We start from the raw sequence: 13,384 nt of genomic DNA, 5'->3' as shown, positions 1-13,384 counted from the left end.
CTGATACATATGACACCCAGACTCGACATCCAGGATCACCTGGCCACCATCACGCTGCAGCGCCCCGAAGCGGCCAACAAGCTGGCCCCCGAAGACCTGGGCACGCTGGTCGCGCATGTGGAGCTTATCAACCGCCGCGACGATGTGCGCGTGGTGGTGCTGCGCAGCGAGGGCAAGTACTTTTGCAGTGGCTATGATATATCAGAGATCCAAGGCAGCCAGACCGAGGGCAGCAGCTTCGGCGAGATGGTGGACGCCATCGAGCAATGCCGCGCCGTGACCGTGGCCGCCATCCACGGCGGCGTCTACGGCGGTGCCACCGACATGGCCCTGGCCTGCGACTTTCGCGTGGGCAGCACGGCGGCCGAAATGTTCATGCCGGCCGCGCGCCTGGGCCTGCATTTCTACGCGGGCGGGCTGGAGCGCTATGTCTCGCGCCTGGGCCTGGACACGGCCAAGCGGCTGTTCCTGACCTGCGAGCGCATCCAGGCCCCGGAGATGAAGGCCTGCGGATTCCTCACCCATCTGGCCGAACCCGCCGCCTTCGACGCGGCCGTGGCCCAGCTCACCGGCACGCTGGCCGCCATGGCGCCCATCCCTTTGTTCGGCATGAAAAAGCACCTGAACCTGATTGCGCGCGGCCGCCATGACGTGGCCGAGATCACGCGCGAGGTGCAGCGCAGCATCGCCTCCGAAGACCTGCAGGAGGGCGGCCGGGCCTGGCGCGAGAAACGCAGCCCGGAGTTCAAGGGGCGCTGAACCGCATCCTCCCGCATACACGCAGATTGCCCGTGGTGCTGCCTACCGCCCACAGCCCACGGAACCGGCGCGGCCCAACCCGGGAACTCCGAGGAAGGACCGCTCCCGCACCGAGGGTGTCGTCCCCCTTTGGGGGAAGGCGCGCAGCGACTCAGGGGGTATCAATAAAGAGGAGACAAGCCATGTTCAAGCGTTTTGCACTGTCGTTGCTGCTGGCCGGATTGGCCGGTGGCGCGATGGCCCAGTCCTATCCCACCCGGCCCGTCACGCTGGTCGTGGGATTTCCTCCCGGCGGCGGCGCCGACGCGGTGGCGCGCATCGTGGCCGACAAGGTCGGCAAGATCCTGGGCCAGCCCCTGCTGGTGGACAACCGCCCGGGCGCCGGCACCACGCTGGCCTCCGAGCATGTGGCGCGTGCAGCGCCCGACGGCTACACGCTGCTGCTGGGCAGCGCCAACATCTATGGCTCGGACCAGCTGCTCTACAAGAGCGCGCGCTATGAAGGCGCGCGCAATTTCACGGGCATCACGCGCTGGAGTTCGGCCCCCATGCTGCTGGCCGTGCGCAAGGATTTTCCGGGCCAGAGCGTGGGCGATCTGGTGGCGCTGGCGCGCAGCCAGCCCGACAAGCTCAGCTATTCCTCCTCGGGCGCAGGCGTGATCACGCACCTGGCCACGCTGTCGTTCGCGGGCGCCAGCGGCGGCCTGCGCATGCTGCATGTGCCGTTCAAGGGCGGGGCGCCATCGATACAGGCCGTGGCCGCTGGCGATGTGGACCTGACCTTCGGCACGCCGCCCTCCGTGCTGCCGCTCGCCCAGGCGGGCAAGCTGCGCATGCTGGCCGTGAGCACGGCCGAACGCTCGCCGCTGTTCCCCGATCTGCCGGGCATGAAGGAGTCCGGCGTGCCGGGCTTTGACTACACGTTCTGGTTCGGCCTGTTCGCCCCGGCGGGTCTGCCCGAGGACGTGGCGAAGAAGCTGTTCGATGCCAGCACCAAGGCGCTGGAAGACCCCGATGTGAAGGCCAGGCTGGCCAAGCAGGGCAATCTGGCCGCGCCCTCGGCATCCCTAGAGGAATTCCGTGCCTGGGCCCTGAAGGAAGGGCAGGAGTCCAAGGCCCTGACCCAGCGTTCCGGCGCCGGGCTGCAGTGAGACCCCCCCTGAGGCGCCACGTGCCTTCCCCCTCTCGCTTCGCGGGGGCGACGACACCCTCGGTGCGGGAGCGGCCCTTCCTCGGTGTCCTGGTCTTGGGCCCCGCCGGTCCCACGGGTTGTGGGTGTCGCGTCAAGCAATAGATAACGATATGGAAATCCCTATGAATGAACAAGCCACGGGCCTGCCGCTGCAAGGCCTTACCGTCATCGACCTCACGCGCGTGCTGGCCGGCCCCATGTGCACGCAGATGCTGGCCGACCTGGGCGCGCGCGTGATCAAGGTGGAGCAGCCCGGCACGGGCGACGATGCGCGCGGCATCGGGCCGTTCGTGGACGGGGGCTCGGCCTATTTCCTCTCGGTCAATCGCAACAAGGAGTCGATTGCGCTGGACCTCAAGCAGCCCCAGGACCGCGAGGTCTTCGAGCGCCTGCTGCAAGGCGCCGATGTGCTGGTCGAGAACTTTCGCCCCGGCACCATGGACAAGCTCGGCTATGGCTGGGAGACCCTGCATGCACGCCATCCCCGGCTGGTGATGACCTCGGTCTCTGGCTTTGGCCAGACGGGTCCCTACAGCGGCTTTCCCGCCTACGACATGGTGGTGCAGGCCATGAGCGGCATGATGAGCGTGACCGGCCACCCGGACGCCGGGCCCTGCCGCGTGGGCGTGTCCATCGGCGACCTGGGCGCGGGCCTGTACGCGGTCATCGGCACACAGGCGGCCTTGATGCGCCGCTCGCGCACGGGGCAGGGCGAGCGCGTCGATGTCTCCATGCTCGACTGCCAGGTGGCCTTGCTGGAGAACCCCGTGGCCCGCCTGGGCGCGCTGGGCAGCGTGCCGGGGCCAATCGGCACGCGGCATCCCTCCATGGCGCCCTTCGATGTGTTCGCGGCGCAGGACGGCTGGTTCGTCATCGCCGTGGGCAGCGATGCGCTGTTTCGCAAGCTCTGCGGCCTGCTGCAATTGCCCGAACTGGCCGAGGACGCGCGCTTTGCCGGCAATGCCCTGCGCTGCGAGCACCAGGCCGAGCTCAAGGCCGCGCTGCAGGCGCGCCTGCGGGACAGTCCCAGGGCGCATTGGCTGGGGTTGCTCACTGATAATGGCATCCCGGCGGGGGAGTACAACAGCGTGGCCGACATCGTCGAGCACCCCCAGGTGCGCGAGCGCGGCATGCTGGCCCAGGTGCAGACCCCCAGCGGCCAGACGCTGCGCGTGGCGGGCAATCCCTTGCAGGCCTCGCTCGGCCAGCCCCTGGTGCGCAGGCAGCCGCCCGCGCTGGACGCGGACCGCGAGCGCATCCTGCGCGAGCTGTCCGTGGCGCCGCCTTCGCCAATCCATGAACGTGCCTGAGATTTCCCGGTCCCCAGCGGATTCTTCCTTCTTCTTCACAGCCATGACCAACCGCAATCTGTTCGCTGCCTTGCGCGCCGCCTTTCCCCAGGATCTGCAAAAGTGGGCCGTAGAGGCCATAGGCGCTGACGGCGCCAGCCTGTTCTACAGCTGGGCCGACCTGGACCGTGGCAGCGCGCGCATGGCCAACCTGCTGCAGTCGCTGCAGCTGCCGCCCGCCAGCCGCATCGCCGTGCAGGTGGACAAATCGGTGGAAGCGCTGATGCTCTACCTGGCCACGCTGCGCAGCGGCCATGTCTTTCTGCCGCTGAACACCGCCTACCAGGCCGCCGAGATCGAGTACTTCGTGGGCAATGCCGAGCCCGCCGTCGTGGTCTGCACGCCGGCCAATTTCGGCTGGGTGTCCAAGATCGCCTTCACCTCGGGCGTGGCCCATGTCTACACCCTGGGCGACGACCGCAGCGGCACGCTGCTGGAGCGCGCCGCCCACCATGGCGACGAGCAAGAGGTGGTGGAGCGCGGCGAGGACGACCTGGCCGCCATCCTCTACACCAGCGGCACCACGGGCCGCAGCAAGGGGGCGATGCTCACGCACGGCAACATGCTGTCCAACGCCGAGACCCTCAAGGACTACTGGGGCTGGCAGGACGGCGACGTGCTCATCCACGCGCTGCCCATCTTCCATGTGCATGGCCTGTTCGTGGCCATCCATGGTGCGCTGCTCAACGGCAGTCCCATGATCTGGCTGGCCAGGTTCGAACCCGGCACGGTGATCTCGCGCATGCGTGACGCCACCGTCTTCATGGGCGTGCCCACGCTCTACGTGCGCATGCTGGCCGATGCGCGGCTCACGCGCGAGGCGGCGGCCCACATGCGGCTGTTCATCTCGGGCTCGGCACCCATGCTGGTGGAGACGCACCGCGACTGGCAGGAGCGCACCGGCCACGTCATCCTGGAGCGCTACGGCATGAGCGAGACCATCATGCTGACCTCCAACCCCTACCGTGCCGATGACCGCAACGGCGGCCAGTCCGAGCGCCGCGCCGGCACCGTGGGCTTTGCGCTGCCCGGCGTGGGCGTGCGCATCGTGGACGACGCAGGCCAGCCCGTGGCCGTGGGCGAGATCGGCAACATCCAGGTGCGCGGCCCCAACGTGTTCAAGGGCTACTGGCGCATGCCCGAGAAGACGGCCGAGGAGTTCACGGCCGATGGCTGGTTCCGCACGGGCGACGTGGGCAAGCTCGACGAGCGGGGCTATGTCAGCATCGTGGGCCGCAGCAAGGACCTGATCATCTCGGGCGGCTACAACGTCTATCCGGCCGAGATCGAAGGCTTCATCAACGAGCTGCCCGGCGTGGCCGAAAGCGCCCTGGTCGGCGTGCCGCACCCCGACTTCGGCGAGGTGGGCGTGGTGGTGGTGGTGCCGCGTCCTGGCGCTTCGCTCGAGCCCCAGGCGGTGGTCGATGCGCTCAAGGGCCAGCTGGCCAATTTCAAGATTCCCAAGCGCTGCTTCGTGGTGCAGGAGCTGCCGCGCAACACCATGGGCAAGGTGCAGAAGAATCTCCTGCGCGACCAGCACAAGCAGTTGTTCGCCTGAGTGGTCGCCAAGGCGCGGGTCGCGCCCTGGCCTGATTGAAAAAGCAAAAGGCATCGGCGCCGCCGATGCCTTTTTTTGTGCAGCGAAAGCCGAAGCTGCCGCTACCCTTCAGCGCAGTACCAGCACGGGAATGTGGGTGTGCGTGAGCACGTGCTGCGTCTCGCTGCCCAGCAGCAGGCGCTGCAGGCCCTTGCGGCCGTGCGAGGCCATGACGATGAGGTCGCAGTCGCGGCGCTTGGCCACGTCGATCACGCTTTCGGCCACCAGGTCGGACTTGACGATCTCCGTGGTCACGTGGACCTTGAGCGCCTGGCCCTTGGCGTGGATGGCATCCAGCACGGTCTGCGCGTTGGCCGTCCACTGGCCTTCGATGCGTTCGATCTGCTTGAGATCCACGGTTTCGCCGCCTTCGAAGTAGCTGCGCGGATAGTGCTGGACCACCTTGACGACGATCACGCTGGCGCCGCACAAGGCGGCAAGGCCCAGGCCGCTGTCCACGGCCTTGTCGGAAAGCTCGGAACCGTCGGTGGCGATCAGGATGCGGTTGTACATGCGTGCTCCTTTCGTGTGTGCTGATGGGTGGGACGAAGTCAGCATAGACCCAACCATGAGTTAACGGTTGATTAATGTCAATACGCTTATCATGCCCCCCGATTACGCTAAGAACCATGCCCCACACCATTGCAGCCCCATCCAGCGAGGCGGCGGTGGCGGCGCCTGATTCAGGTCTCTCGCCCTCGCAGCAGGCCACGGCCCGGCTGCTGGATGATCCGCAGGAGTGGAGTTCGTTCGGACGGCCCGCAGGCCCCGCAACTCCCGCCGACCCTTCCAAAGAACCCACCGATTTCCCTGCCTGGGATTCGCACGTCGTTCTGGAGGGCATGCACTGTGCCGCATGCGCGCTGACCATCGAGGATGCGCTGCGGGCCGTGCCCGGGGTGGAGAAGGCCGAAGTCAGCGCAGCCACGCGCCGCGCGCGAGTCACCTGGCGCCACGAGCAGGTGCTTCCATCCCAGTGGATGGAGGCCGTGCGGCGCGCCGGCTACCAGGCGCTTCCTGCGCGCGATGCCTTTGCGCGCGAGCGCCGCCAGGCCGAAAGCCGCCGTGCGCTGTGGCGCTGGCTGGTGGCCGGCTTTTGCATGATGCAGGTGATGATGTATGCGTGGCCCGCCTACGTGGCCCGCCCCGGCGACCTGTCGCAGGAGATGGAGACGCTGCTGCGCTGGGCCTCCTGGGTCATCTCGCTGCCCGTGGTGCTGTTTTGCTGCGGACCCTTTTTCTCCAGCGCGCTGCGCGACATACGCCAGCGCCGCGTGAGCATGGACCTGCCCGTGGCGCTGGGCATGCTGATCACCTTCGTGATCAGCTCACTGGGCACCTTCGATCCTTCGGGGCCCTTCGGCGAGGAAGTCTTCTACGACTCGCTGACCATGTTCGTCTTCTTCCTGCTGTCCGGCCGCTGGCTGGAGCTGCGGCTGCGCGACCGCACGGCCGGCGCGCTGGAAGCCGTGATGAACCGCCTGCCGGATGCCGTGCTGCGCGAGAACGCGGCCGGCCACTTCGAGCGCGTGGCCACGCGCCGCCTGCGTGCCGGCGACCTGGTGCGCGTGCTCAGCGGCGAGGCCTTCCCGGCCGACGGCACCATCGTGCGCGGCCGCACCCATGCCGACGAGGCCCTGCTCACGGGCGAGTCCACGCCCGTGCTGCGTGCCGAGGGCGACAGCGTCACGGCCGGCAGCTACAACCTGGACGCCGTGGTCGATGTGCGCGTGGACGGCGTGGGGGCCGACACGCGCTTCGCCCAGATCGTGGGCCTGATGGAAAGCGCCTCGCTGCAAAAGCCGCGCCTGGCCCAGCTGGCCGACAAGGTGGCGCGGCCCTTCCTGGTCGTGGTGCTGCTGGCCGCGCTGGGCGCTGCCATCTGGTGGTGGCCCACCGATCCCGGCAAGGCCATGATGGTGGCCGTGGCCGTGCTCATCGTCACCTGCCCCTGCGCGCTGTCGCTGGCCACGCCCGTGGCCATGCTCACGGCCGCCGGCACGCTGGCGCGCAGCGGCGTGCTGGTGCGCAACCTGCAGGGCCTGGAAGCGCTGGCCGCTGTGGACACCCTGGTGTTCGACAAGACCGGCACGCTCACACGCGACGGCCTGGCGCTGTCCTCGTTCGAGCCTGCGCGCGGCGAGGATGCCGACGAGGTGCTGGCGCTGGCGGCGCTGCTGGCGCGCCAGTCCATGCACCCGGCCTCGCGCGCCATCGCGCAGGCTGGCGCCCATGCCGCGACGCACTGGAAGCTGGACACCATGCAGGAAGTGGCAGGCCTGGGCCTGGACGCCTGGGTGCAGGGCCCGGGAGGACGCCGCCATCTGCGCCTGGGATCGGCCCTGCATGCGGGCGTGGCGGGCGAGCAGCCCGTGCAGGGCGTGTTGCTGGCCGAGCAGACCGAACAGGGCTGGCATACGCTGGCGCGCTTTGTACTCAGCGAGGACGTGCGGCCCGAAGCCGCCGCCGTCGTGCAGGCGCTCGGGAAGCAGGGCATCGCCGTGATGCTGCTGTCCGGCGACCGCGAGGACGCCGCACGCGCCATGGCGGCGCGCGTGGGCATCACCCAGGCCCACGGCGGCTGCAGCCCGCAGGATAAGCTGGAGCGGCTGCAGCAGGCGCAGGCAGCCGGCCACCATGTGGCCATGGTGGGCGACGGCCTCAACGACGGCCCAGTTTTAGCTGGAGCGCATGTCTCTTTTGCTTTTGGTAGAGCAGTGCCGCTGGCACAATCGCGCGCAGATTTCGTTGTTCTGGGCGACAGCCTGGAACTGGTGCTCCAGGCATGTCTGTTGTCGCGCCGCACACTGCAGGTGGTGCGGCAGAACATGGCCTGGGCTGCCGCTTACAACGCGGTGTCGATTCCACTGGCCCTGGCGGGCTTTATGCCTGCCTGGGTGGCCGGCCTGGGAATGGCACTGAGCTCGCTGCTGGTGGTGCTCAACGCCGCGCGCCTTGCGCGCAGCCTTCCACTGGCCTTGACGAATCACACGGGCACGCCTGCTGCGCCCGCAGCGTCCGTCACCATGCCGACGGGCTCCACCGCAACGGTGGGGAGGTTCTGACTATGGACATTCTCTATTTACTGATCCCGCTGTCGGTGGTGCTTGTGCTCGCCATCCTCGCGGCCCTGTGGTGGGCCGTCTATCGCGGGCAATTCGAGAGCGTGGAACAAGAGGGCGAACGCATTCTTCGGGACGATTGACGTGGGTCAACACGCCCGACAGCGAAGAAAGTAACACTTTGATAGCAATCTAAGGGGTGCACGATGGATAGTTCAAATAACAACGCTGTCTATTACGACGATACCGTCGTAAGGCAGTTCTCTATCATGGCCGTCGTCTGGGGAGTGGTGGGCATGGCTGTCGGGGTGTTGATCGCCTCGCAGCTGGCCTGGCCGGAACTCAACTTCGGCATTCCATGGCTGAGCTACGGACGCCTGCGTCCGCTGCACACGAACGCCGTGATCTTTGCCTTTGGCGGATCGGCGCTGTTCGCAACCAGCTACTACGTGGTGCAGCGCACCTGCCAGACGCGGCTGTTCATGCCCAAGCTGGCCAGCCTGACCTTCTGGGGCTGGCAGATCGTCATTCTCGCCGCCGCGATCAGCCTGCCGCTGGGCTACACCCAGGGCAAGGAGTACGCCGAGCTGGAGTGGCCGATCGACCTGCTGATCGCCGTGACCTGGGTCTCGTATGCCATCGTGTTCTTCGGAACCATCGGCATCCGCAAGGTCCGTCACATCTATGTGGCCAACTGGTTCTTCGGCGCCTTCATCATCGCCGTGGCGCTGCTGCACATCGTCAACAGCGCGGCCATTCCGGCCGGCTGGATGAAGAGCTACTCGGCTTACGCCGGCGTGCAGGACGCCATGGTGCAGTGGTGGTACGGCCATAACGCCGTGGGCTTCTTCCTGACCGCAGGCTTCCTGGGCATGATGTATTACTTCATTCCCAAGCAGGCTGGCCGTCCGGTCTACAGCTACCGCCTGTCCATCGTCCACTTCTGGGCGCTGATCTTCACCTACATGTGGGCGGGTCCTCACCACCTGCACTACACCGCGCTGCCCGACTGGACGCAGTCCGTGGGCATGGTGTTCTCGCTGATCCTGCTGGCTCCCAGCTGGGGCGGCATGATCAACGGCGTGATGACGCTGTCGGGCGCATGGCACAAGCTGCGCGACGACCCCATCCTGCGCTTCCTGATCGTGTCGCTGTCGTTCTACGGCATGTCCACGTTCGAGGGTCCGATGATGTCCATCAAGACCGTCAACGCGCTGTCGCACTACACGGACTGGACCGTGGGCCACGTTCACTCGGGCGCCCTGGGCTGGGTGGGCCTGATCACCATGGGCTCGCTGTACTACCTGATCCCGCGCCTGTTCGGCAAGACCAAGATGCACTCGGTGGGCGCCATCGAGCTGCACTTCTGGATGGCCACCATCGGCATCGTGCTGTACATCGCCGCGATGTGGATCGCCGGTGTGATGCAGGGCCTGATGTGGCGCGCCGTCAATCCCGATGGCACGCTGACCTACACCTTCGTCGAAAGCGTCAAGGCCAGCTATCCGTTCTACGTGATCCGCGTGGCCGGTGGCCTGCTGTACCTGGGCGGCATGCTGGTCATGCTGTGGAACACCTGGAAGACCGCGATCTCCGGCCGTTCCGTGAAGGTGGCCGTGCCTGCCGTCGTGGCCCACGCCTGAGCGTCTAGGAGCATTACTCATGTCCGATCACAACCATAGCGCTCCCAAGAGCTTTTCCCACGAGAAGGTGGAAACCAACAATTTCCTGCTGATCGTGCTGACCCTGCTGGTGGTCGCCGTCGGCGGCCTGGTGGAAATCGTTCCGCTGTTCTTCCAGAAGTCGACCACGGAAGCGGTGGCGGGCCTCAAGCCCTACACGCCGCTGCAGCTGATGGGCCGCGACGTCTATCTGCGCGAGGGCTGCTACAACTGCCACTCGCAGATGATCCGCCCCTTCCGCGCCGAGACCATGCGCTACGGCCACTACTCGGTGGCTGGCGAGTTCGTCTACGACCACCCCTTCCAGTGGGGTTCCAAGCGCACGGGTCCCGACCTGCACCGCGTGGGCGGCAAGTACAGCGACGAATGGCACCGCATCCACCTGAACAACCCGCGCGACGTGGTGCCCGAGTCCAACATGCCTGCCTACTCCTGGCTGGAGAAGAACAAGGTGGATGACACCGTGGTCGCCCAGCACATGAGCGCGCTGCGCAAGGTGGGCGTGCCCTACAGCGACGAGGAAATCAGCGGCGCCGCCGAGCAGGTCAAGGGCAAGACGGAAATGGACGCCGTCATCGCCTACCTGCAGGTGCTGGGCCGTTCGGTCAAGTAAAGGAGAGCGACATGGACATCACCACCATGCGCATCGTGGCCACGCTGGCCTCTCTGGCCTGCTTCATCGGTATCTGGTGGTGGGCGTTCGCCCGCCGCAACCAGGCCCGTTTCGAAGAGGCCGCCCAGCTGCCGTTCGAGCAAGACTGAGTCCCTCCACCAGAACGAGAACTTCCCATGAGCGATTTCGTAAACAACTTCTGGTCGATCTATGTCACGGCGATCACGCTGGGCGGCATCATCGGCTGCCTGCTGCTGCTGTATCTCACCGCACGCAAGAAGGTGGTCCCCTCGGCCGACAACACCACGGGCCACGTCTGGGACGAGGACCTGCGCGAGCTGAACAACCCCATGCCCAAGTGGTGGATGTGGCTGTTCATCATCACCTCGGTGTTCGGCTTCTCCTACCTGGCGGCCTATCCGGGCCTGGGCTCGTTCGCGGGCAAGCTGGGCTGGACGCAGCTGGGCGCCTATGAAAACGAGATGGCCAAGGCCCGCGCGGACCTGGAGCCGCTGTACGCCAAGTTCACGAGCATGAGCACCGAAGACATGGCCAAGGACCCCCAGGCCATGGCCATCGGCGAGCGCCTGTTCATGAACAACTGCGCGCAGTGCCACGGCTCGGATGCACGCGGCGGCAAGAGCTTCCCCAACCTGACCGATGGCGACTGGCTGCATGGCGGCACGCCCGACAAGATCAGGGAAACCATCACGGCGGGCCGCATCGGCATCATGCCGCCCATGGCCGCTGCCGTCGGCACGCCCGACGATGTGCGCAACCTCTCGCACTATGTGCTGAGCCTGTCGGGCAGCCCGCACGACTCGCTCAAGGCTTCGCTGGGCAAGTCCAAGTTCACGGCCTGCGCCGCCTGCCATGGCATGGACGGCAAGGGCAACCAGGCCCTGGGCGCGCCCAACCTGACCGATGACATCTGGCTGCACGGCTGGGGCGAGGCCGCCATCACGGCCATGATCAACAACGGCAAGCACAACGAGATGCCTGCCCAGAAGGACAAGCTGACCGAGGCGCAGATCGCGGTGCTTGCCTCCTATGTCTGGGGCATGTCGCACAAAGACGGCGCAGTCCGTCAATAAGGACAGGGGGCGGCGCTGCGGCGCCGCCTTTTTGCCTTTTGAGTTTTCAGATATTCCAAAAAACCAAGGAACCCACCATGAAGCCCGAGAACGGGGATGATGCCGGGAAGCCTCCCCGCAAAGTCATTCCGATCACGCCTGCCGACCCGGACCCGGGCCAGCTGGTGTCGATGTTCGAGTCCGAGAAGAAGGTCTACCCGCGCTCCATCAGCGGTGTCTTCGCACGCTGGCGATGGGCTCTGGTGTTTCTCACCCAACTGGTTTTCTATGGCCTGCCCTGGCTGGAATGGGGGCAGCGCCAGATGGTGCTGTTCGACCTGGGTGCGCGGCGCTTTTACCTGTTCGGGCTGGTGCTGTACCCGCAGGATTTCATCTACCTGGCGGGCCTGCTGATCATCTCGGCGCTGGCGCTGTTCCTGTTCACGGCCGTGGCCGGTCGCCTGTGGTGCGGCTTTTCCTGCCCGCAGACGGTCTACACCGAAATCTTCATGTGGGTGGAGCGCAAGGTCGAGGGCGACCGCAGCGCGCGCATGCGCCTGGACAAGAACGGCTGGACTTTTGAAAAGCTCTGGAAGAAGTCGCTCAAGCAGTTGCTGTGGATTGCCATTGCCCTGTGGACCGGCTTCACCTTCGTGGGCTACTTCGTGCCCATCCGCGAGCTGGGCGGCGAGCTGCTGGCGCTGCAGGGCAGCTGGCAGGTCTTCTGGGTGCTGTTCTACGGCTTCGCCACCTATGGCAACGCCGGCTACATGCGCGAGCAGGTCTGCAAGTACATGTGCCCCTATGCGCGCTTTCAGAGCGCCATGTTCGACCGCGACACCATGATCGTCAGCTACGACACGGGCCGGGGCGAGCCGCGCGCGCCGCGCACCAAGAAGGTTGACTACAAGGCCCAGGGCCTGGGCGACTGCATCGACTGCAAGATGTGCGTGCAGGTCTGCCCCGTGGGCATCGACATCCGCAACGGCCTGCAGTACGAATGCATAGGCTGCGGTCTGTGCATAGACGCCTGCAATTCCATCATGGACAAGATGGAGTATCCGCGCGGCCTCATCCGGCTGACCACGCAGAACGCCATGGCCGGCATGTGGCGGCGGGCCCAGGTGCTGCGCCGCATCTTCCGTCCGCGCGTACTGGTCTACTCGGCCGTGCTGATCGGCCTGAGCATGGCCATGATCGTGAGCCTGGCGCTGCGCCAGTCGGTCAAGGTCGACGTGATACGCGACCGGGCATCGCTGTCGCGCATCGTCGCGGGCGGCAAGCTGGAAAATGTCTACCGCCTGCAGATCATGAATGCCACCGAGCAGGCCCAGCGCTACCGCATCAGCGCCCATGGCCTCGACGGGCTGGAGCTGGCGTCCGAGCAGGAGGTAGAGGTCGGCCCTGCCGAGACGCGCGGCATTGCGGCGCGGCTGCAGATTCCCTACGGTTCCGCCGAGCCGGGCTCGCACACCGTATTCTTCGATATCGATGCCGTGCATTCAGGCGCGGGACGCGCGTCCGAAAAGGCCGTCTTCCTGGTGCCCCGGTGATATGTCTGGCCGGCGCCGCCCAGGCTGCGCCGGCTGTTTGAAAGAAAGAGGTTATCCATGTCTTCCAGTCCCGCAGTCTCCGCGCCCGCCACGGCCCCTTCGCATCCGGACGCCGGCAAGCCCTGGTGGAAGTTCGCCCATGTCTGGCTCGTGGTGGCCGGCCCGGCCGCCGTCGTGGTGGCTGGCGTGGTCACGGCCGTCATTGCGATCAATGGCGCCGATCCCGTGATCGATCCTGACTATTACCGCAATGGCATCACCATCAACGAGCGTGCCGATGGCGTGCGCGAAGTGCCCAAGAGCCTGGCGCCCGCGGTCACCGGCCGCAACCACGCGGCCACGCCCGCGCAGGACCATCCCACGGACCGCTGAACGCAGGAAAATGCCGTGCACAAGGCCGCAGTCGCGGCCTTTTTGCATGGTGGATGGCATCTCCAGCATGCGCGAGGGCCAAGGGTTTCCTACAGGCAGTGCAGGGTGCGCAGGGCTTGGCACGGTGCGCGG

13 protein-coding genes are annotated in these 13,384 nt (G+C 66.4%); 12 read left to right on the top strand and 1 reads right to left on the bottom strand.

Going from position 1 to position 13,384, the window contains the following annotated elements; all coding sequences use genetic code 11:
- The first annotated feature begins 9 nt into the window (after positions 1–9).
- The 4 genes from G4D77_RS04910 (at position 10) to G4D77_RS04895 (ending at position 4,858) form a co-directional block, all read left to right on the top strand.
- Positions 10–759 carry an enoyl-CoA hydratase/isomerase family protein gene (locus G4D77_RS04910; protein WP_017405751.1) on the top strand — a complete coding sequence of 250 codons (750 nt, stop codon included), beginning with the start codon at positions 10–12 and terminating at the stop codon, positions 757–759.
- A 182-nt stretch (positions 760–941) separates the two neighbouring features.
- On the top strand, positions 942–1,910 hold the full coding sequence (locus G4D77_RS04905; protein ID WP_154834744.1) for a Bug family tripartite tricarboxylate transporter substrate binding protein: 969 nt from the start codon (positions 942–944) through the stop codon (positions 1,908–1,910).
- Positions 1,911–2,073: 163 nt separating this feature from the next.
- Positions 2,074–3,261 carry a CaiB/BaiF CoA transferase family protein gene (locus G4D77_RS04900; protein ID WP_126311833.1) on the top strand — a complete coding sequence of 396 codons (1,188 nt, stop codon included), beginning with the start codon at positions 2,074–2,076 and terminating at the stop codon, positions 3,259–3,261.
- 43 nt (positions 3,262–3,304) lie between these two features.
- The gene (locus G4D77_RS04895) at positions 3,305–4,858 is read left to right on the top strand and encodes a malonate--CoA ligase (RefSeq protein ID WP_061287663.1); all 1,554 of its coding nucleotides are present in this window, start codon (positions 3,305–3,307) and stop codon (positions 4,856–4,858) included.
- 108 nt (positions 4,859–4,966) lie between these two features.
- Here the strand turns inward: G4D77_RS04895 and G4D77_RS04890 are convergent, their stop codons facing one another.
- Complete coding sequence (locus G4D77_RS04890; RefSeq protein ID WP_016445196.1) at positions 4,967–5,410, bottom strand: universal stress protein; 444 nt, start codon at positions 5,408–5,410, stop codon at positions 4,967–4,969.
- A 116-nt stretch (positions 5,411–5,526) separates the two neighbouring features.
- Here G4D77_RS04890 and G4D77_RS04885 point away from each other — a divergent pair, with 116 nt between their 5' ends.
- The 8 genes from G4D77_RS04885 to G4D77_RS04850 all read left to right on the top strand — a co-directional run bounded on the left by G4D77_RS04885 (position 5,527) and on the right by G4D77_RS04850 (position 13,252).
- Positions 5,527–7,962, top strand: coding sequence for a heavy metal translocating P-type ATPase (locus tag G4D77_RS04885; protein WP_047327124.1), 2,436 nt, complete (start codon positions 5,527–5,529; stop codon positions 7,960–7,962).
- 2 nt (positions 7,963–7,964) lie between these two features.
- Positions 7,965–8,102 (top strand): cbb3-type cytochrome oxidase assembly protein CcoS, encoded by a 138-nt coding sequence (gene ccoS, locus G4D77_RS04880; protein WP_013803228.1) that lies wholly within the window; start codon positions 7,965–7,967, stop codon positions 8,100–8,102.
- A gap of 63 nt (positions 8,103–8,165) precedes the next feature.
- Positions 8,166–9,602 (top strand): cytochrome-c oxidase, cbb3-type subunit I, encoded by a 1,437-nt coding sequence (gene ccoN / locus G4D77_RS04875; RefSeq protein ID WP_016445198.1) that lies wholly within the window; start codon positions 8,166–8,168, stop codon positions 9,600–9,602.
- Positions 9,603–9,621: 19 nt separating this feature from the next.
- Positions 9,622–10,254: a cytochrome-c oxidase, cbb3-type subunit II gene (gene ccoO, locus G4D77_RS04870; RefSeq protein ID WP_016445199.1), complete on the top strand. Its 633-nt coding sequence runs from the start codon at positions 9,622–9,624 to the stop codon at positions 10,252–10,254.
- An 11-nt stretch (positions 10,255–10,265) separates the two neighbouring features.
- On the top strand, positions 10,266–10,403 hold the full coding sequence (locus G4D77_RS04865; RefSeq protein ID WP_016445200.1) for a cbb3-type cytochrome oxidase subunit 3: 138 nt from the start codon (positions 10,266–10,268) through the stop codon (positions 10,401–10,403).
- A 27-nt stretch (positions 10,404–10,430) separates the two neighbouring features.
- Positions 10,431–11,348, top strand: a complete 918-nt coding sequence (gene ccoP / locus G4D77_RS04860; RefSeq protein ID WP_154834743.1) for a cytochrome-c oxidase, cbb3-type subunit III — start codon at positions 10,431–10,433, stop codon at positions 11,346–11,348.
- A gap of 77 nt (positions 11,349–11,425) precedes the next feature.
- The gene (gene ccoG, locus G4D77_RS04855) at positions 11,426–12,880 is read left to right on the top strand and encodes a cytochrome c oxidase accessory protein CcoG (protein ID WP_046239793.1); all 1,455 of its coding nucleotides are present in this window, start codon (positions 11,426–11,428) and stop codon (positions 12,878–12,880) included.
- A gap of 57 nt (positions 12,881–12,937) precedes the next feature.
- A complete protein-coding gene (locus G4D77_RS04850) occupies positions 12,938–13,252 on the top strand; it encodes a FixH family protein (RefSeq protein ID WP_016445203.1) in 315 nt (104 codons plus the stop codon).
- Positions 13,253–13,384: the final 132 nt, after the last annotated feature.

The sequence above is a fragment of the Delftia sp. WY8 genome, from assembly GCF_018437695.1.
Classification (GTDB): domain Bacteria; phylum Pseudomonadota; class Gammaproteobacteria; order Burkholderiales; family Burkholderiaceae_C; genus Comamonas; species Comamonas tsuruhatensis.
The sequence above is the reverse complement of the archived record's forward strand: the minus strand, read 5'-3'. Positions and strand labels throughout refer to the sequence as shown.